The organism is Modestobacter versicolor, assembly GCF_041028285.1.
Lineage (GTDB): Bacteria > Actinomycetota > Actinomycetes > Mycobacteriales > Geodermatophilaceae > Modestobacter > Modestobacter versicolor_A.
Genome location: NZ_JABGDB010000002.1, coordinates 635,545 through 658,390, shown reverse-complemented (window position 1 = coordinate 658,390; position 22,846 = coordinate 635,545). Strand labels below are relative to the sequence as shown.

Below are 22,846 nucleotides of genomic sequence, written 5' to 3'. Positions count from 1 at the left end.
AAAAGCTGGGCGATCCGTTGACGCTCGTCCGATCGCCTCCTAGCGTTCGCGGCATCCCGGACCCGTCGTGAGGAAACCGATGTCCCCTCGATCCCGCGTCACCGGCGTGGCCTGCGCCCTGGCCGTCTCGTTCGTCGCCGTCCCCTCCGCAGCCGCCGGGGAGCCCTCGGTCCCGCAGCACGTCGAGGGGACGGTGGACGACGGGGCGACTGCCTGGGTCGCCGACGTCCCCGCCGACTGGAACGGCACCGTCCTGCTGTACAGCCACGGCTACCGGCCCAGCTTCGCCCCCATCCCGAACAGCGCCGAGAACGCGCCGGACGACGAGACCCGGCAGGCACTGCTGGACCGCGGGTACGCGCTCGTCGGCTCGTCCTACGAGCGCAGCGGCTGGACGCTGGACACCGCCGCCGAGGACCAGCTGCAGACCCTGGACGCGTTCGGCGCCGCAGTCGGGCAGCCGTCCCGCGTGCTCGCCGTCGGGACCTCCATGGGCGGCCTGGTGACGGGGCAGCTGGCCGAGCTCCCGGGCTCGCCGATCGACGGGGCGCTGCCCACGTGCGGGCTGGTCCACGGCGGTGTCGACCTGCTGAACTACCAGCTCGACGGCGCCCATGCGATCGCCCAGCTCCTCGTGCCCGAGGGCACGGCCGTCCGGCTGGCCGACTACGGGGGAGACCTGGCCGCCGTCAACGCCGCGGCGAGCACGCTCACCGACGCCGTCGTGGCTGCGCAGGGCGACCCCGCGGGCCGGGCGCGGATCGCCCTCGCCGCCGCGCTGTACCACCTGCCCCGCTGGGCCGAGGGCCAGCCGGAGCCGGACGCGGGCGACCACGAGGGCCAGGTCGACGCGCAGGTCGCCCAGTTCACCTCGGCGCTCGGCTTCACCTACCCGGCGCGGGTCGACGTCGAGGCGACGGTCGGCGGCAACCCGTCCTGGAACGCGGGCGTCGACTACCGGGCGCTGCTGCGGCACGCCGACGAGCGCGCGCAGGTGGAGGCGCTGTACCGCGCGGCGGGGCTCGACCTCGACGCCGACCTGGCCCGGCTCACCGCGACCGCGTCGGTGACCCCGGACGAGGACGCGCTGCAGACCGCGTACGCCACGTCCGAGCTCACCGGGGACCTGCAGGTGCCGGTCCTGAGCCTGCACACCACGCACGACGTCCTGGCTCCCGTGCAGGTCGAGGAGGAGTACGCGGAGACCGTGCGGCGGGCCGGCGCGAAGGGCCTGCTGCGCCAGGCCTTCGTGCACCGGCTGGGTCACTGTGCGTTCACGCCGGCGGAGCTGGTCGCCTCCGTGGAGGCCCTCGACGAGCGGGTCTCCACCGGTCGCTGGGGATCCGTGGCCGACCCCCGCACGCTGGACGCCGCGGCCGAGGGCCTCGGCCTCGGCGCGTCGGAGATCCTGCCCGACTACCGGCCGGCCGAGTGGCTGGGCGACCGGGGCGGCCTGTTCGGCGGACCGCGCTCCTGACCCGCGCTCCTGACCTCGGCCGCCCCTGTCCAGTGCCCGTGGAGGAAGCATGTTCGGCAGGCAGACCCGCCGGCTCGGCGTGATCGGCACCCTCACCGGCGTGGTCGTGGCGGGGGCGCTGGCACCACCGGCGGCTGCCCAGCCCACCGTCCCTGCCGGAGCCGCGCAGCCGGACTGGTTCGGCTACGACCGTCCCGCGGTGTACGGCACGTACGTGGAACGGCTCCAGGTGCCGGTGCGCGACGGCTTCGAGCTCGGGTGCACCGTCGCCCGGCCCGCTGTCGGCGGCGAGCCGGCGCCCGGGCAGTTCCCCGGCATCCTCCGCAGCTACACGCCCTACGGCCTGGCGGAGGAGGAGGCGTCGGGCGCGTTCGCTGCGTACTTCAGCCAGCGGGGCTACGCCGTGCTGTCCTGCGACGTCCGCGGCACCGGGATCTCCCCGGCACCGGGCTTCGAGGCCCGGTGGCCGATCCAGGGTCCGGACGGCGCCGATGCGGTGGAGTGGCTGGCCGCGCAGACGTGGTCCACGGGCAGGGTGGGGGCGTCCGGCACGAGCTACGGCGGGCAGACGACCCTGGAGATCGCGGCGGAGCGACCGCCACACCTGGCGGCGATCGCGCCTAACGTGTCCCCGATGCAGAACTACGCCGAGATCTTCTACCCCGGCGGAGCGCGCGCGGACGCGGACTGGGCCTGGGTGGGCAGCCCCGCCGTGGCGGACCCGGCCTTCCCGCAGCGGCAGCTCGACGCCTTCGCGGCCCACCCCACCTACGACGAGTACTGGCAGGTCCAGGACGTGGCGCCCGACCACGGCGACATCGAGGTCCCGGTCCTGCTCACCGGCGGGTGGTTCGACGTCTTCCGCGCCGGTGCCATCGGCAACTACGAGGGCCTGCGCGACGCCGGGAACGACGACGTCCACCTGGTCATGGGGCCCTGGACCCACGCCGACCCCTGGGAGCAGGAGACCGAGCCACTGCCGATCGGCGCCACCCTCGCCTGGTTCGACCACTGGCTGGGCGGGGACCCCGACGCCCCACTGCCGTCGGCACCGGTGACCAGCTACGAGGTCGAGGGGGCTGGGGGTCGCTGGGTCGAGCTGCCCGACTGGCCGGCCGACGGGGCGGGCACGCTCCTGGCGCTCGGGACGGACCGGGAGCTGGACCGGCGGCCCGGCAAGCCGGGCACCCTGGACCTCACCATCGACCCGGACGACGGTCCGGCCACCACCTGCCTGGTCGGTTGCCCGCGGCCGACGGACCCGTCCGCCGACAACGCCGCGGCGGACGAGGGACGGCTGACGTTCACGTCCGGTCCGCTGCTGCACGACGCGGTGCTGGCCGGGCGGGCCGAGGTCACCCTCCAGGCGACCCTGCCCGGCAGCGACGCCAACCTGGTGGCCAAGGTCATGGACGTCGCACCGGACGGCCGGGTCACCGAGGTCGCCGCCGGCTGGCTGCGCGCCAGCCACCGGTTCGGGCACGAGCAGGACGTGCCGGTTACGCCGGGCGAGGAGACCACGTTCGTCATCGAAACCCAGCCGGCGCACTGGCGCTTCACCGCGGGGCACCGGGTACGGATCAGCCTGATGACCGGCGACGTCCCGCGGCTCGCGCCGGACGGGTCCAGCGGGGTGATCGGCGTCGCCACCGGCGCCCGTGGCTCCGTGGTGGAGATCGAGTTCACCGACCGGGTCCGCTTCGGGAGGACACCCCCGGCATAGCCCCGCCGTGGTCGCTGCCCTGCGCGGCTGCGCCGCCGCGATCGGGGGACCTGGTGGGGTCCCCGCTGGCCGTCCGTCGGGTGGCCCGGGGAGCGCCAGGGCTCAGGCCGCGGCGAGCGCGACGCACAGGGCGACGAGGGCGGTGCCCTGAGCGCCACCCGAGCGACGACGACCGAGTCCCAGCGGGCCTGCAGCGCGCGGACGTCGTCCGGCACCCGGTCGGCGAGCGCCGCAGCGGTCAGGACGGTGTTCACCGGCTTGCTCACCCGGCCGTAGACCACCAGGAACGCCACCAGGGCGAGCGTCGCCAGTGACCCCGCCGCGGCGCTGACGCCGCGACCGCCCGCGGCGGCGAGCACGGTCGTCGCCCCGGCGGCGACCAGGCCGACGGCGCCGATCACCGGGAACCGGCGGTCGGCGACGCGGTGCACGTGGCCGAGCAGTTGGGTGAGGGTGCGCTCGTCGACCGCGGCGACGGCGGGGCGCAGCACGAGGGCGCCGAAGACGTCCGTGCCGTGGACGACGCCGTTCGCGACGATCGCCAGGCCGGCCAGGACCGCGACGAGCGTGCCGGTCACCGGGTCTCCCCGGCGGTGAGCATGCGGTGCGCCAGGTCGAGCCGTGCCCCGGCCCCGCCGGCGCGCAGCCGGCCGCCGGCCTGCAGGGTGGCCAGGCCGTGCAGGACCGACCAGGCCAGGACCAGGACCGTGGCCGAGCCGACGTCGTGCGGCGACGCGGGCGAACAGCGGCCGCGTCGTCTCCACCCGGAGGAACGCCGCAGCGGTCGGTTGACGGGTTCCCCGTCAGCGGCCGAGCTCGGCGAACGTGTCGGCCACCCAGTCGGCGACGAAGGTGCTCACGTGCGGCAGGTGGTCGAGGCCGATGTGCTCGGTCGCGCCCTCCTCCGGGGTGAAGACGCGGAGCTCGCGCCTGGGGCTGTTGACCGCCTGGTCGTAGGAGCGGTGCGCCATCTCCAGCGGGATCTGCCGGTCGGCTGCTCCGTGCGCCACGAGGAACGGCACGGTGATCTGCTCGACCACGCCCTCCAGGTTCACCCCGTCGGCGAAGTCGAGGAACGGGTCGAGGTGGTCCTCGTCGCCGTCGAACCCCCAGACCCAGAGCACGTGCTCCCAGTAGTGGGGGACCGGCCGCTCGCCCTCCCGCTGCCGACGACGACGCTGCACCGACCCCCAGTCGTGGTTGGCGCCCCAGGCCACGCAGAGCGCGAAGCGCTTCTCGAAGGCGGCCGCCCGCGGCGCGTAGTACCCGCCGAGGGACCAGCCGGCGATGCCGATCCGGGCGGCGTCGACGTCGTCGCGGCGCTCCAGCCAGTCGACCGCCGCGCCGGCCCAGACCTCGGTGTCGATCCGGGCGGTGAGCCCCTGCAGCCGCAGCGCCTCGCCGGTGCCGGGCTGGTCGAGCATCAGGCAGGAGATCCCGCGGGCGGCCAGCTCCGCCCAGTGGCCCGACGCGTACATGTGCTCCTTGGTGGAGTCCAGCCCGTTGACCAGCACGACGACCGGGACGGGGTCGTCGTCGGCGGCCGGTGCGACGCTGAGGTAGGCCGGCAGCGTCGTCCCGTCGTAGGGCACCTCCACCCGCGACACCCGGGGGCTGTGCAGCTCGAACGCCTTCTGCGCCAGCTCCAGCATCCGCCGGTAGGTGGGCACCCGGTCCGGGTCTGAGTGGGCGAGCATCCGCTCGGCCTGGGCCAGGTAGTTGCTGGCGCGGAACCACAGCTGCCCGGCGGTGCGGGTGTGCCCGGCCTCCTCCTCCGCCTCCGCCTGCGTGGTCAGCTGGTCGGTCAGCGCCCGCCAGGCCCGCAGGAAGTCCGGCGTCCCGGCGTCCTCCCCGGCGTTCGCGGCGTCCTTGATCGGCCGGCAGGCCCGGTCGACCTCGTCGATCAGGCCACCGGAGTTCAGCGTCGCGACGACGCCGAGGTTCCAGGTGTAGGGGCCGGTGGGGAAGTACTCGAACACGGTGTTCCTCTCGGGGTGGGTCAGCGGTGGCGGGTGCGGGTGCGGGTGCGGGGGCGGGGCCGGGCAGGGACCACGGCCGGCAGGTCGACGCCCGCGACGACCTGGTTGCGGATGGTGCCGATGCCCTCAACGGTCATCTCCACGACGTCGCCGGGCCGCAGCGGCGGGGGAGCGGCCTCGCCGCGGGTGCCCCACAGCTCGGCCAGGCAGCCGCCGTTGCCGCAGGTGCCCGAGCCGAGCACGTCGCCGGCGCGCACCTCGGTGCCGCGGGAGGCGTAGGCGATGAGCTCCTCGAACGGCCAGCCCATGTTGGACAGCAGGTCCTGGCCGACCTCTGTGCCGTTGACCGACACCCGCAGGTCCAGGGCCAGGAACCCCTCGTCGTCCCGGTGGGGCTCGAGCTCGTCGGCGGTGACGAGCCACGGGCCCAGGGTGGTGGCGGAGTCCTTGCCCTTGGCCGGGCCGAGGCTGACCTTCATCTCCCGGGCCTGCAGGTCGCGGGCGGACCAGTCGTTGAGCACGGTGTAGCCGAAGACGTGGTCGCGGGCCTGCTCCGGCGTCAGCGAGGCGCCGTCCCGCCCGACGACGACCGCGACCTCGAGCTCGAAGTCGAACCGCTGCGAGCCGGGCGGGACGGCGACGTCGTCGTGCGCGCCGACGAGCGCGTAGGGGTTGGTGAAGTAGAACGTCGGCGCCTGGTACCACTCCGGCGGGACGCCGGTGACCCCGTCGATCGCCTTCCGGACGCCCTCGACGTGCTCCTCGAAGGCGACGAAGTCGCGCACCGTCGGCGCCTGCAGCGGCGGGAGCAGCCGGACGTCGGCCAGCGCGACCGGCGGCCCGGCCAGCGCGGCGGAGCCCGCCTCGAGCGCCGCGGGCAGGCCACGGCGCACGAGGTCGAGCACCGTGGTCCCGGCCGGCAGCGGGTGCACGCCGGCCTCGGAGACGACCCCGGCCCAGGTCGACCCGTCCCGCTCGCAGGTGGCGAACCGCATCGGACCGGCCGCCTCAGACCGGCGGGGCCACGAACAGGCCCTTGTCCGGGTCGTTGAACGAGCGCTGCGCGACGAACTCGTTCATCGCGTTCGCGGTGCCCCACTGGTCGCTGACCTCGGGGTTGCTGAAGTCGTAGAGGTGCGGGTGCCAGGTGTCCTCGTCGAGCACCTCGAGCTCGGTCGTGTACTCGACGGTGTTGCCGTGCGGGTCCAGGAAGTAGCTGAAGGTGTTGTTGCCGGCCATGTGCCGGCCGGGGCCCCAGATCTTCTCCACGCCGGCGCGCAGCAGCCGGCCGGTGCCACGCATGTACTCGTCGATGCCGCGCAGCTCGAAGGAGGCGTGGTGCAGCGAGGCGTGCGGGCCGCGGGCGACGGCCATGCTGTGGTGCCAGGCGTTGGTGCGCAGGAACCACATCATGTTGCCCATCCGCGGGTGCATCAGCGTGTCCGACAGCGCGAAGCCCAGGTGCCGCTCGTAGAAGGCGACCGTGCCCTCGGGGTCGGTGGAGTTGAGCACCACGTGCGAGAGCCGCACCGGGATCGACTCGCCCTCCTCGATCGTCCGGTGCCGGCGCGCCTCGACGTCCGCGCTGATCTCGACGGTGCGGCCCTCGTTGTCGAAGAACCGGAAGCCGTAGCCGCCGCCGGGGGTCTGCAGCACGTCCGGCTCGCCGACCAGCGGGACGCCGGCGCCGGCGATCTGCGCCGCGAGGGTGTCGACGTCGGCCCGGCTCCCGGCGCCGAAGGAGATCAGGTCGATCCGCTTGTCCGCGGCCTGGCGGAGCCGGACGACGTACTGCTCCGGCGAGCCCTCGGCGGCCAGGTACGCCAGCCGGCCGTCGGTGTGCTCGGTCCGCAGGCCCCAGGTGCCGGCGTAGAAGCCGAGCTGGGTGTCGAAGTCGGGCACCGCCAGGTCGACGTGCCGAAGGTGGGTGATCAGGCGCTGCTGGGGCCGGGTCTCGGTCATGGTGGTCTTCTTCCGGGTCTAAGCGGGCTGGCTGGTGAGGGCGGCGATGGAGCGCATGAGCCCGGGGACGTCGCCCTGGACGTGGTCGAGCTGCCACTGCGCGAGGGTGTTGGAGGCCTCGACGACGGTCCGCGCGCGCTCGTGGCGGCGGGCGGTGAAGGCGTCCCACAGCTCCTGGTCCAGGGCGCTGCGCGCGGTGAGCAGCTCGGCCAGGACGACGGCGTCCTCCAGGGCCATCGCGCCGCCCTGGGCGATGGTCGGCGGGCAGGTGTGCGCGGCGTCGCCGACGAGCACCACCCGCCCGCGGTTCCACGGGGCGTCCAGCACGTGCGTCTCGAACCAGGTGTAGTTGACCCGGGCGGGGTCGGTGAGCGTCGCGCGGATCTCGTCCCAGGGGCCGTGGTAGGCCTCCGACAGCTGCCGCATCGTGGCCAGCTGCTCGTCGGGGGTCAGCCCGCTGCGGTCCTGGGTCGGCTCGACGATGTAGGCGTAGAGCGAGTCCTCGCTGGTCGGGCAGTAGCCGGCGATGAACGACGGGCCGCCGTAGTACAGGTCGGTGCGGGTGACCGACGCCGGCCGCGGGCCGAAGCTGCGCCAGATGCCCATCCCGATCGACCGGGTCTCCAGGTGCACGCCCAGCGCGCGGCGGGTCCACGACCGGACGCCGTCCGCACCCACCACCAGGTCGTAGCGGTCGGCGGAGCCGTCGGAGAAGGTGACGTCGACGCCGGCGTCGTCCTGGGCGAGCTCGGTGAACGTCGTCCCGAACCGCACCTTCACGCCCACCTCGGCCGCCCGGTCCAGCAGGACCCGCGCCAGCTCGGCGCGCGGCATGCCCAGGGCGGCCGGCAGGTCGGGGCCGCCGGTCTTCGCGTCCGGGATCTCGGCGACCACGGTGCCGAACGGGTCGGGCGCGCGGATCCCGGTGACGTCGAAGGCGTAGCCGGCCGCCTGCACCTGCTCCCAGACCCCGAGCGAGCGCAGTTCCCGCAGCGCGTTGCCCTGCAGGGTGATGCCGGACCCCAGCGCCGCGACGTCCGGCTTGATCTCGACCAGGTCGACGGCCACACCACGGGCGGCGAGGTGGACGGCGGTCGCCGTCCCGGCGAGGCCACCCCCCACGACCAGGACGTTGTCGACTGCGGGCATGTCAGGACTCCTTCGTCACTTGACGGCGATGGGGTTGACCGGGGCGCCGACGGCGCCGGTCACGGGCAGGGGGGCGGCGGTGAGGAAGAAGTCCCACTGGCCGTCGGTGGCGCAGTCGGCGGCGAGGGCGTCGAGGTCCCACATCTCGCCGAGGAACAGCCCGATGTTGGGGATGCAGACCTGGTGGAGTGGCTGGAAGGCGACGTCGAACTCGTTGGGCCGGACCTCGAAGCCCCAGGTGTCGGTGGCGATCCCGGCGATCTCGGTGTCGTGCAGCCAGTCGGCGGTGGTGAAGGACAGGCCGGGGGAGTCCCCGCCGGCGTAGTCGCCCCAGCCCTCCCGTCGGGCGCGGGCGAGCCGGCCGGTGCGGACGCACAGCAGGTCGCCGCGGCCGACCCGGGCCGACTCGCCTTGCGCGGCGATGGTGGCCTGCAGGTGCTCGGTGGTGATGGCGAACCCATCGGGGAGCTCGCCGTCGGTACCGATGGAGTGGCCGATGACCCGGCCGACGTCGAGCAGGACGCCGCGGCCGGCGATGTGCGCGGCGGCGGTCTGGATGCCGGTGACCTTGTCGCCGTCGCTGGTGACGACGTCGCCGGCGCGGCGGCCGTTCCAGGCGTTGCCGTGGTCGAAGATGTGCCCGAGGCCGTCCCACTGGGTGGAGGCCTGCAGCGGCATGGAGATGACGTCGTCGGCGCCGCCGATGCCGTGCGGGAAGCCCTGCACGCCGCGTTCGGCGTCGGTGCCGGTGTCCAGCATGGTGTGGACGGGGTTGGTGCGCCGCCGCCAGCCCTTCTGCGGGCCGTCCATGTCGAAGGACTGGGCGAGGGAGAAGCTCACCCCGCGGCGGACCAGGGCGGCGCCCTCGACCCGCTTGTCCTCGGTGAGGAAGTTCAGCGTGCCGAGCACGTCGTCGGCGCCCCAGCGGCCCCAGTTGGAGTTCCGCCCGGCGGCGAGCGCGATGGCGGCCTCGGGGTCGGTGCGGTCGAGCTCGGCCGGCAGCGGCACGTCAGTTCCTCCTCGAAGAGACGTGGACCACGTTCGATGACCCAAGAGGATCAGGGAAGACGAAGCTCCTGATGCCGGGCATCAGTGCAGTGGATACTCCGGCCATGAACCTGGCCCGGCTGGACCTCAACCTGCTGGTGTCCCTGGACGCCCTGCTCCAGCGCCGCAGCGTGACCCGGGCAGCGGCGCAGATGGGGCTCAGCCAGCCGGCGCTGTCGGCGTCGCTGGGCCGGTTGCGCCGGCACTTCGGCGACGAGCTGCTCACCCGGGTGGGCAACGAGTACCGGCTCACCCCGCTGGCCCTCCAGCTGCGCGACCTGGTGCGCGTGGCGCTGTCCGGCGCCGAACGCGTCTTCGACGCCCAGCCCGACTTCGACCCCTCCTCGTCCACCCGGGAGTTCACCGCGCTGGTCAGCGACTACGTCGTCGTGGTGCTGGGGGACACGCTGGCGTCGCTGCTGGCCGAGGAGGCGCCGCACACCCGGCTGCGGCTGACCCCGCACTCGCCGGCGATGGTGGAGCGCGCCGAGCAGGTGCTGCTCGGCGGCGACGTCATGCTGCTCCCGCACGGCTTCGTCACCGACCTGTCGCACCAGGACCTGTACCGCGACGAGTGGGTGTGCGTGGTGTCCGCCGACAACCCGGTGGTGGACGAGGGCCTGACGGTCGACCACCTGCGCTCCCTGCCCTGGGTGCTGACCTACCACGGGCAGACCGCCTCGACGCCCGCCGCCCGGCAGATGCGGATGCTGGGCATCGAGCCGCACGTGCAGGTGGTGACGGAGAACTTCATCACCGTGCCCACCCTGGTCGCCGGCAGCGAGCGGATCGCGCTGCTGCAACGCCGGCTGGTCGACCTGCTGCCGCTCGGCGCCGGCATCCGAGCCCTGCCCTGCCCCTTCGAGGCCGGGCAGCTCGTGGAGGCGATGTGGTGGCACCCCGCACTGGACGACGACCCGGAGCACCGGTACCTGCGCGACGTCATCGCCCGCGCCGCGGCCCAGGCCGTCGGGCCGGCCGCCGAGGTGCATCAACCCGGTTGATGGGCGGTGTCAGCGACGCCGATTTCCCAACCGGCGGCGCACCTCGCAGACTGCCCGGTGTGCTGCAGGTCACCGGCGACCTGCCCGTCCGGACGGAGGCCCCCCGTGTCCGAGGCAACTGCGAGCTTCCTGGCCATCGTCGCCCCGATGCGGGCCGAGTTCGCCCTCGACCCGCTGACCGGCGATCTCGTCGGCCGTCGTCCCCGGCTGCTGGAGCGGGTGCTCCAGGGGCTGGCCGTGCTCGGGTGCGTACAGGGGCACGCCCTGGTCACCCCGGCGGCCACCGGTGTCCACGGCGCTGATCCCCGCCCCCAGGAGAAGTGATCTCCGCTCGGACGGCGCGGTCCTGACACTTCCGCTCCAGTGGTGCCGGCACCGGAGCCGGCACCCCGTCAACGGAGACGCCCGTGTCGGAAGTCGTGAGTCCCTCCCCGCTCGCCGCGGAGCCGCTGGCCGGCGAGGTCGCCGTCGACCCGGCGACCGGCCGTCCCGCCGGCCGTGCGCAGGCCCTGGTGCTGCTGCTGTCCAGCTGCCTGGGTGTGCTGGGAGCAGTGCTGCTGGCCCCCGTCCTGCCCGCCATCGAGGACGCCTTCGCCGGCACCCCCGGTGTGCAGGCGCTGACGCCCGTCGTGCTCACCGCGCCGGCGCTGGTGATCGGCCTGACCGCACCGTTCGCCGGGCGGGTGGTCGACCGGGTCGGCCGCAAGCGGCTGCTCGTCGCCGCCCTGGTGGTCTACGCCGTCGTCGGCACGGCGCCGCTGTGGCTGCCCTCGCTGGAGCTGATCGTGGCCAGCCGGGTCTGCCTGCTGGTCGTGCTCGCGCTGTCCGACGCGATCGACGGGCTGGGCTCGGCGCTCGTCGTCCTCGGCGTCGTCGCGGTGGCCGCAGCCGCAGCCGTCCGGTCGACCCGGCGGGCACCGGTGGACGTACGGGGCTGAGCCGCCGGCGGACTGTGCCGGCGCCGGTCACCGCCAGCGTCGTCAGGCCACCCTCGTGCTGACGGGCCTGCACCGGCCGGGCTGACGCCCGCGCAGCCCGACGGGGAGGCGTCAGGGCCTGTCGGACACCGGGGCGGGCTCGTCGCCGGTCGAGCGGGTGGCCGCCCAGCTGGCCAGCAGCTTGAGGCCGTCCTCGGACGGCGTCCCTGGCTCGGCGGTGTAGATGGTCAGCCGGAGGCCGGGGTGGCCGGCGGGCAGCTCGAGGGTGCAGTAGGTGAGGTCGAGCCCGCCGACGACGGGGTGCCGGAACTGCTTGGCGCCGTTGTGGTGGATGCGCACGTCGTGGGCGGCCCACCGGGTCCGGAACTCGTCGCTCACCGTCGACAGCTCGCCGACGAGCTCGCGCAGCTGGGTGTCGTGCGGTCGCCGGCCGGCCTCGGCGCGGAGCAGGGCGACGGTGACGTTCGCCGCCCCGGCCCAGTCCGGGTAGTAGTCGCGCGCCTGCGGGTCGAGGAACTGGAAGCGGGCGAAGTTCGCCGGCCGCCGCGGGCCGTCGAACATCGGTGCGTGCAGCGCTCGCCCGAGGGTGTTGGTGGCCACGATGTCCAGCCGGCCGTTGGCGACGAACGCGGCGGAGCCGGTCATCGAGTCGAGCATCCACTGCACCCGCGGCTCGATCGCCGCACGGCTGCGTCGCTGGGGGGTGCGGGTCGGCCGGGCGGCGCGGGCCAGGTCGAGCAGGTAGACCCGCTCCGCCTCGTCCAGCTGCAGGGCGCGGGCCACCGCCGCCAGCACGTCCTCCGAGACGCCGGCGATGTGGCCCTTCTCCAGCCGCGTGTACCAGTCGGTGCTCACCCCGGCCAGGACGGCGACCTCCTCGCGGCGCAGGCCGGGCACCCGCCGGCGGCCGCCACCGGGCAGCAGACCGGCCTGCTGCGGGGTGATCCGGGCGCGCCTGGTGGTCAGGAAGTCGCGGATGTCCGAGCGGTTGTCCACCCGGTCGACGGTACGGCGGTCCGCCGCCGCTGGGAGGTCGAGCTGGTACCCCCCACAGACCCGCCCTCCCACGAGCGCTCTCCGCGGGGTTCCGTGGTCCCCGGCACCAGCAGCACCCGGCCCGCCGGGCCACCCCACACCGGAGGAGCACCCCCCATGCGCGTCCACGCCTACGCCGCACCCGCGGCCGGCCAGCCCCTGGCCGCCACCACCATCGAGCGCCGGGACGTCGGCCCGCACGACGTCCTGGTCGCCATCGAGTACGCCGGCATCTGCCACTCCGACATACACACCGTCAACGGCGACTGGGGCCCGCAGCCCTTCCCGGTCGTCCCCGGCCACGAGATCGTCGGTGTCGTCGCCGAGGTCGGGGCGGACGTGACCACGCACCGGGTCGGCGACCGGGTCGGCGTCGGCTGCATGGTCGGCTCCTGCGGGCACTGCACGAACTGCCTGGCCGGCAACGAGCAGTACTGCCTCGACGGCATGGTCGGCACCTACGCCGCCACCGACCGCGACGGGACGACGACCCAGGGCGGCTATTCCACGCACGTGGTGGTCGACGCGGGCTTCGTGCTGCGGGTGCCTGCGGGCATCGACCCGGCCGCCGCCGCGCCGCTGCTGTGCGCCGGCATCACGACGTACTCGCCGCTGCGCCGCTGGGGTGCCGGGCCGGGCAGGCGGGTCGCCGTCGTCGGACTCGGCGGGCTGGGGCACATGGCCGTCAAGCTGGCGCACGCGATGGGTGCGGAGGTGACCGTGCTGTCGCAGTCGCTGAAGAAGCAGGAGGACGGGCTGCGGCTGGGTGCCGACGAGTACTTCGCCACCAGCGACCCGGACACGTTCACCTCCCTGGCCGGCCGGTTCGACCTGGTCGTCAACACCGTCAGCGCGCCGATCGACGTCGACGCCCACCTGTCGCTGCTGGCGGTGGACGGCGCGCTGGTCAACGTCGGGGCTCCGCCGGAGCCGCTGAGCCTGGACGTGATGTCGCTGATCGGCGGGCGCCGCACGTTCGCCGGTTCGATGATCGGGGGCATCGCCGAGACGCAGGAGATGCTCGACTTCTGCGCCGAGCACGGCATCGGTGCCGAGGTCGAGGTCGTCCGCGCCGACCAGGTCAACGAGGCCTACGAGCGGGTGCTCGCCTCCGACGTCCGGTACCGGTTCGTCATCGACGCCGCGACCCTGGGGTGACCGCTGGACAGCTGAGCCCGTCGGCCGGACCGGTGGCCTCGCCCGCCGCCCCGGCCGCCCGGCTGCCGTTCGTCGTCCACGTTGTGCAGCCGAACGCCTGGTGACCCATACCCATATGGGTATAGGTTTCCGGCATGGCACGAGCAGCGACGACGTCGGACGTGTTCAACGCGATCGCCGAGCCGCAGCGCCGGGACCTCCTGGTGCTGCTGCGGGCGGGGGAGCGGCCGGTGACCGAGCTGGCCCGCGAACTGGGGACGACGCAGCCGGGGGCCTCCAAGCACCTGCGGGTGCTCCGCGAGGTCGGGCTGGTGCGGGACCGGCGGGCCGGCCGGCAACGGCTGTACGGCCTCGACGCCCGCGGCCTGCGACCGGTGCACGAGTGGACCGGCGGCTTCGAGGGGTTCTGGCACGCCAGCTTCGACCGGCTGGACGCCTACGTGCGGGACCTGGAGCAGGCCCGGCAGGAGGAGCAGCGATGAGCGCGCCGTCCGCGACGGCCGACCGGGAGGTCGTGGTCTCCCGCGCCATCGGTGCGCCGCGCGAGCTGGTCTTCGAGGCGTTCACCGCGGTGCGGCACCTGTCGCGGTGGTGGGGGCCGGAGGGGTTCACCACCACGACCCGGGCGTTCGAGTTCCGCGTCGGCGGGGAGTGGGTCTTCGTGATGCACGGACCGGACGGCACCGACTACCCCGAGTGGATCTGCTGGACCGAGATCACCCCGCCGGAGCGGATCGTGCTGCTGCACGGGGAGTCCCCGGGCGACCCGGACGCGTTCGAGTCGGTGCTCAGCTTCGCGGCCGACGGCGCGACCACCCGGCTGGAGATGCGCACGGTGTTCCCCACCCGGGCGGCGCGCGACGAGGCGGTGGAGCGGTACCACGCTGTCGAGGGTGGCCGGCAGACCCTGGCCCACCTGGCGGACTACGTCACCGGGACGCTCGCCGAGGGGGCGGGGAGCTGATGGCCGGGAAGGTCTTCTCCAGCGTGTCGATGTCGCTGGACGGGTTCATCGCGCCCGCCTCCCTCGGCGAGCTCATGGGGGCCCAGTGGCGGGAGCTGCAGGCGTGGGTCTTCCCGCTGCGGTCCTTCCGGGAGCGCCTGGGGCTCGGCGAGGGCGGCGAGGAGGGCCGCGACGACGACATCGTGCGGGCGACGTTCGAGCGCACCGGCGCGAGCGTCATGGGCCGGCGGATGTTAGACGCCGGTGAGCACGCCTGGCCGGAGGACCCGCCGTTCCGCGCCCCGGTGTTCGTCGTGACGCACCGGCCGCGGGACCCCTGGCCGCGGCAGGGCGGGACGACCTTCCACTTCGTCGACGACCCCCGGGTCGCGCTCGACCGGGCCCGCGAGGCCGCCGGCGACCGGGACGTCCGGATCGCCGGCGGCGGCGCGATGATCGATCAGTACCTGGACGCCGGCCTCGTCGACGAGTTCACGGTCGCGGTGTCACCGGTGCTGTTCGGTTCCGGCATCCGCCTCTTCGACGGCGTCGACGCCGGCCGGCTGGGCCTGGCGCAGGTCCACGCCGAGTCGAGCCGGCGGGTGACCCACCTGACCTACGCCGTCCGGCAGCGCTGACCGCCGGGAGCCCCGGGCGGCGTCCCGGTGGACCGGGAGCCGCCCGGGGAGGTGGTCAGCGGGCGGCCTGCGCCCCGCGGCGCGGGAGCACCCAGTCCGGCCGCACGTAGTGGCAGGTGTAGCCGAACGGGATCTTCTGCAGGTAGTCCTGGTGCTCCTCCTCGGCCTGCCAGAAGGCGCCGGCCGGCTCCACCTCGGTGACGACCGGGCCGGGCCACAGACCCGAGGCGTCGACGTCGGCGATCGTGTCCAGGGCGACCTGCCGCTGCTCGTCGCTGGTGTAGTAGACGGCCGAGCGGTAGCTGCGGCCGACGTCGTTGCCCTGCCGGTCCCGCGTCGACGGGTCGTGGATCTGGAAGAAGAACTCCAGCAGCTCCCGGTAGGAGATCACCTCGGGGTCGAAGACGATCTCGACCGCCTCGGCGTGGTCCCCGTGGTTGCGGTACGTGGCGTTGGGCGTGTCGCCCCCGGAGTAGCCGACCCGGGTCGAGACGACCCCGGGGCGCTTGCGCAGCAGGTCCTGCGCACCCCAGAAGCAGCCTCCGGCAAGGACAGCGGTCTCAGTGGTCACGTGTGCCTCCCTCTGTGTCGAGCACGATTCTGTGCCGAGCACGCCAGGACAACACCACGACCCCGGCAGCTGCTTCCCCCGTCAGGGCAGCGGGCGGCCGATCCGGTCCAGCTCGGCGACGTCGGCCGCGGTGAGCGTGAGCCCGGCGCCGGCGACGTTCTGGCGCAGGTGGTCGACCGACGAGGTGCCGGGGATGAGCAGCACGTTGGGTGAGCGCTGCAGCAACCAGGCCAGCGCGACCGACATCGGCGTCGCGTGCAGCCGGGCGGCCACCGCCGAGAGCGTCGCGGACTGCAGCGGGGTGAAGCCGCCGAGCGGGAAGAAGGGCACGAAGGCGATCCCGTCGGCGGCCAGCAGGTCGACCAGGTCGTCGTCCCGGCGGGAGGCCAGGTTGTACATGTTCTGCACGGCCACGACGGGGGCGATCGACCGCGCCTCGGCCACCTGGTCGGCGGTCGCGTTGCTGACGCCGAGGTGCCGCACCAGGCCCTGCCGCTGCAGGTCGGCCAGCGCCTCGAACGGCTCGGCGAGCGACCCGGGCTGCGGTCCGTCAGCGTCCCCGAGGCGGAGGTGCACCAGGTCGAGGACGTCGAGGCCGAGGGTGTCGAGGTCCTGCTGCACCTGGCGGCGGACGTCCTCGGGCCGCCGCGCCGGCGGCCAGCCGCCCTGCGCGTCCCGCGTCGCGCCGACCTTGGTGACCACGTGCAGCGTGTCGGGGTAGGGGTGCAGGGCCTCGCGGATCAGCTGGTTGGTGACGTGCGGCCCGTAGGCGCCGCTGGTGTCGACGTGGGTGATGCCGAGGTCGACGGCCGCGCGGAGGACCGCGAGCGCGCCCTCGCGGTCGGCCGGCGGGCCCATCACCCACGGCCCGGCGAGCTGCATGGCGCCGTAGCCGAACCGGGTGACGGTCAGGTCGCCGAGGGACCAGGTGCCGCCGGGAGCGAGGTGGAGAGCGTGGTCATGTCCCTGCCTGTCGTCGAGAGCTGGTGGCCGGACGGCCGGCCCCCACCCTGACCGGGTAACTTCCCGGAGGGAAGTAGGCACCTGCAGGTGCGTAGGTCACCCACGGGTTGGAGCAGGACATGGCGACGACGACGGCGGCCGAGCAGCGGGCGCAGGCCAAGGCGGAGTACGACGCGTTCCTGGCCGCCTGCCCCAGCCGTCAGCTGCTCGACCGGATCTCGGACAAGTGGGTCGCGTTGGTGCTGTGCGCGCTCGGTGGCGGACCGGGTGGCGCCGGGCCTCGCGCGCTGCGCTTCTCCGAGCTCGCCCGCCGGCTCGCCGGCGTCAGCCAGAAGATGCTCACCCAGACGCTGCGCTCGCTGGAGCGGGACGGGCTGCTCACCCGCACGGTGACGCCGACGGTGCCGGTGACGGTCTCCTACGAGCTGACCGACCTGGGGCTGTCGCTGCACCAGCTGGTGCGCGGGGTCAAGGAGTGGGCCGAGACGCACATGGACGACGTGCTCGCCTCCCGTGCGGCGCACGAGAGCGCCACCGCCTGACCCCGGCCGGTCAGCCGGCGGGCCGGACGCCGCGGTCGGGCGCGGCCATGTCGCCGGTCGCGGGCGTGCCGGCGCCGATCCCGTAGCGGAGGAAGACCGTGCCGCTGGGGGAGGCGACGGGTGGCTCCAGGAGGGTGAGGTTCGTGGGCACCGCACCGCCGGCGAACACCTTCTTCCCGACGCCCAGCACGATCGGGTGCACCCACAGGTGCAGCCGGTCGAACAGCTGCTCGCGGAGCAGGGTCTGCACCAGGTCCAGGCTGCCGACGACGGCGACGTGCTCGTGCCGGTCGCGGACCTCGCGGACCGCCGCGGCCAGGTCCGGCCCGAGCTGCGTCGACCCGGCCCAGGACAGGTCGGGGCGGCCGCGGGAGGCCACGTACTTCGGGATGCGGTTGAACAGCGTGGCGATGGCGTCGTCCGCGCCGTCCTCCTGGTGCGGCCAGTACGCGGCGAAGATGTCGTAGGTCCGCCGGCCCAGCAGCAGGGCGTCGGTGCCCGCGTACGAGTCCTGCACCTGGGCGCCGGCGACGTCGTCCAGCAGCGGTGCCTGCCAGCCGCCGAACGGGAACCCCTCCGGGTCCTCCTCAGGACCGCCGGGCGCCTGCCCGACGAGGTCGAGGGTCGCGAACATCTCGATCTGGATGAGGCCCATGCCAGCTCCCGGGGTAGGTGGTCGTCCCGGACAGGACTGCCGGGGCCACCCGGACTCATCGCTGCGGCGCCGGCCCCGCCCGGGTCGCCGAACGCCGCACGGGATGAGTTAGGTTAGCCAACGCTCAGCCCCCGGACGTCCGCCGTCGACCCGCGGTCCCGGCGAGCCCCGACCACCGACGAAGGACCCCGCACATGAACACGCCCTCCCGCTGGAGCCGTGCCGCGGCCGTCGCGCTGGCCTCCGCCTGCGCCCTCACCGCCTGCGGTGCCTCCGAGCCGGTGGCACCGGCGGCGGCCGCCGACGGGGGAGAGGGCGTCACCGAGTACCCGCTGGTAGTCGACAACTGCGGCATGGAGCTGACCATCGACGCCCCGCCGCAGCGCGTCGTCTCGCTCGACCAGGGGTCCACCGAGATCCTGCTGTCCCTCGGGCTCGAGGACCGCGTCGTGGGGACCGCGTCGTGGACCGACCCCGTGCTGCCCGAGCTGGCCGAGGCCAACGACTCCGTGCCCCGGCTGGCCGACAACGCGCCGGGCTACGAGGCGGTCCTGGGCGCCGACCCGGACCTGGTCACCGCCTCCTTCGGCCGCCACTTCGCCACCGGTGGGGTGGCCGAGCGCGCCCGGTTCGCCGAGACCGGCATCGAGCCGTACCTCTCGCCCACCGACTGCGAGGCCGGCCAGAGCATCAACGGCGGGGGCACGCGCACCCGGCTGCTCGACGTGGACTCCCTCTACCAGGAGATCCGCGAGCTCTCCGAGGTGTTCGACGTGCCGTCCCGCGGCGAGGACCTGATCGCCGAGCTGCAGGAGCGTGCCGCCGCGGCGACCGACCGGATCGGCCAGAGCGACGTCACCATGGCGTTCTGGTTCGCCGACACCAAGAGCCCCTACGTCGCCGGCGGGTTCGGTTCCGCGAGCCTCCTCGCCGCCACGGTCGGGGCGAGCAACGTCTTCGCCGACCTGGACGAGGACTGGCCGGCGGTCGGCTGGGAGACCGTCGTCGAGCGCGACCCGGAGGTGCTCGTGCTGGGGGACCTGCTGCGCGACCGGTTCCCCGGTGACCGGCTGGAGGACAAGAAGGCCTTCCTCGCCGCCGACCCGCTCACCAGCACCATGCAGGCGGTCCGCGGTGAGCGGTACATCGCCCTGCACGGTGCGGAGATGAACCCGTCCATCCGGTTCGTCGACGGACTCGAGAAGCTCGCCGACGGGCTCGAGCAGCTCGGGACGACGTCCTGAGCGCGGTGCCCGCGCTCCTGGGCACCGAGGACGTCGTCGGCGCGGCACCGCGCCGGCGGGGTGCCGGCGGCCTGCTCCTGGTCGTGGCCGGCCTCGCCGCCGTGGTCCTCTCGATCGCGGGTGCCATCACTCTCGGCCCCGCCGACGTGTCGTTGGTCAACATCCGCGACGTCCTGCTCAACCACGTCGGCCTCGCCGACGTCCCGGTCCGGGCGGTGAAGGACGCGATCGTGTGGGAGGAGCGGCTCCCGCGGGCGCTGACCGCCGCCGCGTGCGGTGCGGGCCTGGGTGTCTGCGGCGCCGTGCTGCAGGCGCTCCTGCACAACCCGCTGGCCGACCCGTTCCTGCTGGGCATCTCCTCCGGTGCGTCCACCGGCGCGGTCGTGATCGGTGTGCTCGGCCTGGGCGGCTCGGTGCTCGGCCTCTCCGGCGGCGCCTTCGTCGGCGCGCTGCTGGCGTTCGGACTGGTCGTCCTCCTGGCCGGGCTGTCCGGGGGCGGCACCGACCGCGTGATCCTGGCCGGCGTGGCGGGCACGCAGTTCTTCTCCGCGCTGACGTCGTTCGTGATCTTCGCCTTCGCCGACTCCGACGAGACGCGGGGGGTGATGTTCTGGCTGCTCGGCTCGCTGGAGGGCGTGCGCTGGGACGACGTCGTGCTGTGCGCGGCCGTGGTGTGCGCCGGCACGGTCTGGTGCCTGCGCCAGACCCACGCGCTCGACGCGTTCTCCTTCGGCGACGACGTCGCGGACTCCCTCGGCATCCACGTCACCCGGACGCGGATGCTGCTGCTCGCGCTCACCGCGGTGATCACCGCGACGCTGGTCAGCATCGCCGGCGCCATCGGCTTCGTGGGCCTGGTCCTCCCGCACGCCGCCCGCTTCCTGGTGGGCCCGCGCCACGCCCGGTTGCTGCCGGCCACCGTCCTGGTCGGCGCGGTCTTCATGGTGTGGGTGGACGCGGTCTCCCGCGTGGCGTTCCAGCCCACGCCGCTGCCCGTCGGGGTCGGGACCGCACTGATCGGCGTCCCTGCGTTCGTCCTGATCCTGCTCCGCAGGCGGCGGGTGCTGTGACCCTCGAGGCGCGGCGGGTGGCATGGCGACGAGGCGGCGCGCTGGTCGTCGACGACGTGACCCTGGCACCTGCTCCCGGCGCGACGGTCGGACTGCTGGGCCCCAACGGTTCGGGGAAGTCCTCCCTGCTGCGCCTGCTCGCCGGCACGGCCCGGCCGGACGACGGTGTCGTCTCCCTCGACGGCCAGGAGCTGCGCACGCTCACCCGGCGCGATGTCGCGCGCGCGGTCGCGGTGGTCGGCCAGCACGCCCACACCGACACCGACATCCGGGTCCGGGACGTCGTGCGGCTCGGACGCATCCCGCACCGCGGGTTCTTCGGCTCGTCGGCCTCCCGCGACGAGGCGGCCGTCACCGCAGCGCTCGAGCACACCGGGCTGACCGACAAGGCCGACCGGCTCTGGCACACGCTGTCCGGCGGGGAGCGGCAGCGGGTGCACATCGCCCGGGCGCTCGCGCAGGAACCGCGCGAGCTGCTGCTGGACGAGCCGACGAACCACCTCGACATCCGGCACCAGCTCGAACTGCTGTCCCTGGTCCAGCGGCTGCCGGTCACCAGCGTCATCGCCCTGCACGACCTGAACCTGGCGGCCACCTTCTGCGACTCGATCGTCGTGCTGGCCGGCGGGAGGGCCGTCGCCGGTGGGGCGCCGGCCGAGGTGCTCACGGCCCAGCTCATCGGCGAGGTGTACGGGGTCCGGGCGCGGGTGCACGTCGGTGAGCGCGGGCGTCCGTCGGTGGTGTTCGAGCCGGGCGTGCCGGAGCTGGACGCCGGCGCGAGACCCGGACGGGACTGACCGGCCGGCCCGACCACCGTCCCGAGACGCTCGGCTCAGCGCGTCGGCGGCCGGTCCCGGTGGACGACGGCGTCCGGGCTGAGGGCGAGCAGGGCGGCGGTGAGGGCGTCCGCCGCGGCGTCGAGGGCGTCGTCGGTGAGCGGGTCCAGCGCGTCGAGGACGAACACCGCGCGGGTGGTGCCGGCCTCGATCCGGGTGCGCACGCACTGGCGCCAGTTCCAGCGGCGGCAGGTGACGCCCACGTCGTCGCGCCAGACGACCTCGCCGGCGTCCGGGTGCTCGACGACGGGCTCGCCGCCGGCCGTGGTGTCGAAGTCCTCCTGCCCGGTGGCCCGGACCAGCCGCGGCGGGCCGGCGTAGGCATCGCGGTCCTCACCGCCGAGGGGCAGGAGGTGGGCGATCGAGACGGCGTTGTAGACGTCGGTGAGGCGGTCGACGCGGGGCAGGCCGCCGGTGTCCAGCCGGCGCAGCAGGGCCTCCACGCTGGGGCGGGTGCGCTGCGGCTTTGCGCCGAAGGCCCGGTAGGCCTCGCGCCAGGCGGCGAGGTGCGGCAACTGCTCCGGCGGCCGTCCGGCCAGCGACCGCCGGGCGACGTCCTCCGCGGCGGCGAGCACGCCCTCGCTGACCTCGTCGCTGGGACCGCCGCGCAGACCGTCCGCGGTGACCAGCAGTGCCCGGTAGTCCGGTCGCAGGGCCACCACCGCGGGGTCGACGGAGGCGGCGGCCAGCCAGGCCCGCGGGTCGTCCGGCGCGCGGCCGGCACCGCTCTGCTGGGGTCCGTGGTCCGCTCCGGAGGGCTGCACGAGGGGCATCGTGGCAGTCCCCTCGTGGGATCCGCGCGTCAGCGGCCCGCGGGGAGCGGCGAACGGGCCGGACAGGGCCGCCCACTGCAGCAGCATGATCGTCTTCGCGTCGGCGATCCGTCCGTCGGCGACCCGGCCGAGCGCCTCGTCGAAGGGCAGCTCGCACACCTCGATGTCCTCGCCCTCGTCGGCCAGCCCGCCACCGGCGCCGGTCCGGGACCCGGGGGAGTAGGGCGCCGCGAAGAAGGACAGCCGCTCGGTGACCGAGCCGGGGCTCATCCACACCTCGAACACCGGCTCCAGCTCGCCGACGACGACGCCGAGCTCCTCGGCCGCCTCGCGGCGGATGGCCGTCGCCGGGTCGTCGTCGTCCAGCAGCCCGGCGGCCGTCTCCAGCAGCAGCCCGTCGGGGTGCCCGTTGACGTACACCGGCCAGCGGAACTGGCGCGCCAGCAGCACCGTCCTGCGCTCGGCGTCGTAGAGCAGCACGGTCGCGCCGTTGCCCCGGTCGTAGGTCTCCCGCTGCTGCGTCCGCCAGTGCCCGTCCCGGCCCCTGACCTCGAGGGTCGTGCGGCGGAGCACGTGCCAGGCGGCGGCCAGCACCTCGACGTCCACCACCCGGACGTCGGGGTTGCCGGTGACGTGCCGGCCCACCCGGTCCAGGCCGGTCCGGCCGCGGGCGTCCGGCACGTCGACGCCCGGCGTGCCCGGCGTGCCCGGCGTCGTCGTCGCGCGGGCCGGCGCGTTCACGCCGCGTCCCGACCGAGGTGCCCGGGCACGTCCTCGACGCGGTGGTACACCGGCAGCCCCCGCTGCCGGGCGAGGGCGACGTCCTGGTCGGCTCCGGTCGACTCGCCGGGCAGGCGCAGCACGGCGTCGCAGTGGGCGAGCAGCCGCTCGGCCGTCGGGTACAGCACCTCGGCCGCGAGGGGGTCGTCGATGCCGGCCCCGGCACTGCGCAGCACCGGGAGGGCGACCCACTCGCCGATCATCGGCACGTGGCCCGCGCGGAAGACCGGCCATGCCGCCTTCTCCAGCGCCGCGAGGTTCGCGGCCATCAGGGCGGGGTCGCCGCCGGTGCCCGAGCGGTACGGGCCGGCGATCAGGATGAGCATCGGTCGTGAGGTCGTCGTCATGGGCGACAGACT

The 22,846-nt window shown here is 74.4% G+C and carries 24 protein-coding genes; 13 read left to right on the top strand and 11 right to left on the bottom strand.

Translation table 11 applies throughout. The features are described 5' to 3' along the window. The first annotated feature begins 79 nt into the window (after nucleotides 1-79). Together HL054_RS09550 and HL054_RS09545 are read left to right on the top strand one after the other, a co-directional pair. Nucleotides 80-1,477: a hypothetical protein gene (locus HL054_RS09550; protein ID WP_369138713.1), complete on the top strand. Its 1,398-nt coding sequence runs from the start codon at nucleotides 80-82 to the stop codon at nucleotides 1,475-1,477. Between the two features lie 49 nt (nucleotides 1,478-1,526). Beyond that, on the top strand, nucleotides 1,527-3,200 hold the full coding sequence (locus tag HL054_RS09545) for a CocE/NonD family hydrolase (RefSeq protein ID WP_369138712.1): 1,674 nt from the start codon (nucleotides 1,527-1,529) through the stop codon (nucleotides 3,198-3,200). A gap of 803 nt (nucleotides 3,201-4,003) precedes the next feature. On the opposite strand, the gene HL054_RS09540 is transcribed toward HL054_RS09545, so the two are convergent. The 5 genes from HL054_RS09540 to HL054_RS09520 are packed head-to-tail and all read right to left on the bottom strand — an operon-like array spanning nucleotide 4,004 to nucleotide 9,298. Next, nucleotides 4,004-5,179, bottom strand: coding sequence for an alpha/beta hydrolase family protein (locus HL054_RS09540; protein WP_369138711.1), 1,176 nt, complete (start codon nucleotides 5,177-5,179; stop codon nucleotides 4,004-4,006). 20 nt (nucleotides 5,180-5,199) lie between these two features. Next, on the bottom strand, nucleotides 5,200-6,174 hold the full coding sequence (locus HL054_RS09535; protein WP_369138710.1) for a fumarylacetoacetate hydrolase family protein: 975 nt from the start codon (nucleotides 6,172-6,174) through the stop codon (nucleotides 5,200-5,202). A 13-nt stretch (nucleotides 6,175-6,187) separates the two neighbouring features. Beyond that, nucleotides 6,188-7,141, bottom strand: a complete 954-nt coding sequence (locus HL054_RS09530; RefSeq protein ID WP_369138709.1) for a VOC family protein — start codon at nucleotides 7,139-7,141, stop codon at nucleotides 6,188-6,190. Between the two features lie 18 nt (nucleotides 7,142-7,159). Next, entirely contained in the window at nucleotides 7,160-8,290 is a 1,131-nt protein-coding gene (locus tag HL054_RS09525) for an FAD-dependent oxidoreductase (RefSeq protein ID WP_369138708.1), read from the bottom strand. A 15-nt stretch (nucleotides 8,291-8,305) separates the two neighbouring features. Then, nucleotides 8,306-9,298: a cyclase family protein gene (locus HL054_RS09520; RefSeq protein ID WP_369138707.1), complete on the bottom strand. Its 993-nt coding sequence runs from the start codon at nucleotides 9,296-9,298 to the stop codon at nucleotides 8,306-8,308. 104 nt (nucleotides 9,299-9,402) lie between these two features. Between HL054_RS09520 and HL054_RS09515 the strand changes: the two genes are divergently transcribed. From HL054_RS09515 to HL054_RS09505, 3 genes are all read left to right on the top strand, one after another. Beyond that, nucleotides 9,403-10,341, top strand: coding sequence for a LysR family transcriptional regulator (locus HL054_RS09515; RefSeq protein WP_369138706.1), 939 nt, complete (start codon nucleotides 9,403-9,405; stop codon nucleotides 10,339-10,341). A gap of 105 nt (nucleotides 10,342-10,446) precedes the next feature. After that, nucleotides 10,447-10,665 carry a hypothetical protein gene (locus HL054_RS09510; RefSeq protein WP_369138705.1) on the top strand — a complete coding sequence of 73 codons (219 nt, stop codon included), beginning with the start codon at nucleotides 10,447-10,449 and terminating at the stop codon, nucleotides 10,663-10,665. Nucleotides 10,666-10,748: 83 nt separating this feature from the next. Further along, nucleotides 10,749-11,279 carry an MFS transporter gene (locus HL054_RS09505; RefSeq protein WP_369138704.1) on the top strand — a complete coding sequence of 177 codons (531 nt, stop codon included), beginning with the start codon at nucleotides 10,749-10,751 and terminating at the stop codon, nucleotides 11,277-11,279. 111 nt (nucleotides 11,280-11,390) lie between these two features. Here the strand turns inward: HL054_RS09505 and HL054_RS09500 are convergent, their stop codons facing one another. Further along, nucleotides 11,391-12,275 (bottom strand): helix-turn-helix transcriptional regulator, encoded by an 885-nt coding sequence (locus HL054_RS09500; protein WP_369138702.1) that lies wholly within the window; start codon nucleotides 12,273-12,275, stop codon nucleotides 11,391-11,393. A gap of 156 nt (nucleotides 12,276-12,431) precedes the next feature. Here HL054_RS09500 and HL054_RS09495 point away from each other — a divergent pair, with 156 nt between their 5' ends. The 4 genes from HL054_RS09495 (at nucleotide 12,432) to HL054_RS09480 (ending at nucleotide 15,053) form a co-directional block, all read left to right on the top strand. Beyond that, nucleotides 12,432-13,472 carry an NAD(P)-dependent alcohol dehydrogenase gene (locus tag HL054_RS09495; RefSeq protein WP_369138701.1) on the top strand — a complete coding sequence of 347 codons (1,041 nt, stop codon included), beginning with the start codon at nucleotides 12,432-12,434 and terminating at the stop codon, nucleotides 13,470-13,472. 134 nt (nucleotides 13,473-13,606) lie between these two features. Next, nucleotides 13,607-13,954, top strand: coding sequence for an ArsR/SmtB family transcription factor (locus HL054_RS09490; protein WP_369138700.1), 348 nt, complete (start codon nucleotides 13,607-13,609; stop codon nucleotides 13,952-13,954). Next, a complete protein-coding gene (locus HL054_RS09485; protein WP_369138698.1) occupies nucleotides 13,951-14,436 on the top strand; it encodes an SRPBCC family protein in 486 nt (161 codons plus the stop codon). Before HL054_RS09490 ends, HL054_RS09485 begins: the two co-directional genes overlap by 4 nt. After that, nucleotides 14,436-15,053, top strand: a complete 618-nt coding sequence (locus HL054_RS09480; protein WP_369138697.1) for a dihydrofolate reductase family protein — start codon at nucleotides 14,436-14,438, stop codon at nucleotides 15,051-15,053. The genes HL054_RS09485 and HL054_RS09480 overlap by 1 nt, the downstream gene beginning before the upstream one ends. Nucleotides 15,054-15,108: 55 nt before the next feature. Here the strand turns inward: HL054_RS09480 and msrA are convergent, their stop codons facing one another. Further along, nucleotides 15,109-15,624, bottom strand: a complete 516-nt coding sequence (gene msrA, locus HL054_RS09475; protein ID WP_369138696.1) for a peptide-methionine (S)-S-oxide reductase MsrA — start codon at nucleotides 15,622-15,624, stop codon at nucleotides 15,109-15,111. Nucleotides 15,625-15,705: 81 nt separating this feature from the next. Continuing rightward, nucleotides 15,706-16,668: an oxidoreductase gene (locus HL054_RS09470; RefSeq protein ID WP_369138695.1), complete on the bottom strand. Its 963-nt coding sequence runs from the start codon at nucleotides 16,666-16,668 to the stop codon at nucleotides 15,706-15,708. A 38-nt stretch (nucleotides 16,669-16,706) separates the two neighbouring features. Here HL054_RS09470 and HL054_RS09465 point away from each other — a divergent pair, with 38 nt between their 5' ends. Beyond that, a complete protein-coding gene (locus HL054_RS09465) occupies nucleotides 16,707-17,129 on the top strand; it encodes a winged helix-turn-helix transcriptional regulator (protein WP_369138694.1) in 423 nt (140 codons plus the stop codon). A 10-nt stretch (nucleotides 17,130-17,139) separates the two neighbouring features. Here HL054_RS09465 and HL054_RS09460 read toward each other — a convergent pair whose 3' ends face one another. Continuing rightward, nucleotides 17,140-17,784, bottom strand: a complete 645-nt coding sequence (locus HL054_RS09460; RefSeq protein WP_369138692.1) for a dihydrofolate reductase family protein — start codon at nucleotides 17,782-17,784, stop codon at nucleotides 17,140-17,142. 194 nt (nucleotides 17,785-17,978) lie between these two features. Here HL054_RS09460 and HL054_RS09455 point away from each other — a divergent pair, with 194 nt between their 5' ends. From HL054_RS09455 to HL054_RS09445, 3 genes are read left to right on the top strand one after another with little or no spacing between them, the layout of a single operon-like run. Further along, nucleotides 17,979-19,028, top strand: coding sequence for an ABC transporter substrate-binding protein (locus tag HL054_RS09455; protein WP_369138691.1), 1,050 nt, complete (start codon nucleotides 17,979-17,981; stop codon nucleotides 19,026-19,028). 5 nt (nucleotides 19,029-19,033) lie between these two features. Then, nucleotides 19,034-20,098, top strand: coding sequence for a FecCD family ABC transporter permease (locus tag HL054_RS09450; protein WP_369138690.1), 1,065 nt, complete (start codon nucleotides 19,034-19,036; stop codon nucleotides 20,096-20,098). A 17-nt stretch (nucleotides 20,099-20,115) separates the two neighbouring features. Further along, the gene (locus tag HL054_RS09445) at nucleotides 20,116-20,895 is read left to right on the top strand and encodes an ABC transporter ATP-binding protein (RefSeq protein WP_369138689.1); all 780 of its coding nucleotides are present in this window, start codon (nucleotides 20,116-20,118) and stop codon (nucleotides 20,893-20,895) included. A 35-nt stretch (nucleotides 20,896-20,930) separates the two neighbouring features. Here HL054_RS09445 and HL054_RS09440 read toward each other — a convergent pair whose 3' ends face one another. Together HL054_RS09440 and HL054_RS09435 are read right to left on the bottom strand one after the other, a co-directional pair. After that, nucleotides 20,931-22,448, bottom strand: coding sequence for a phenylalanine--tRNA ligase beta subunit-related protein (locus HL054_RS09440; protein ID WP_369138687.1), 1,518 nt, complete (start codon nucleotides 22,446-22,448; stop codon nucleotides 20,931-20,933). Further along, nucleotides 22,445-22,834: a DUF4406 domain-containing protein gene (locus HL054_RS09435; protein ID WP_369138686.1), complete on the bottom strand. Its 390-nt coding sequence runs from the start codon at nucleotides 22,832-22,834 to the stop codon at nucleotides 22,445-22,447. The genes HL054_RS09440 and HL054_RS09435 overlap by 4 nt, the downstream gene beginning before the upstream one ends. Between the last annotated feature and the right edge of the window lie 12 nt (nucleotides 22,835-22,846).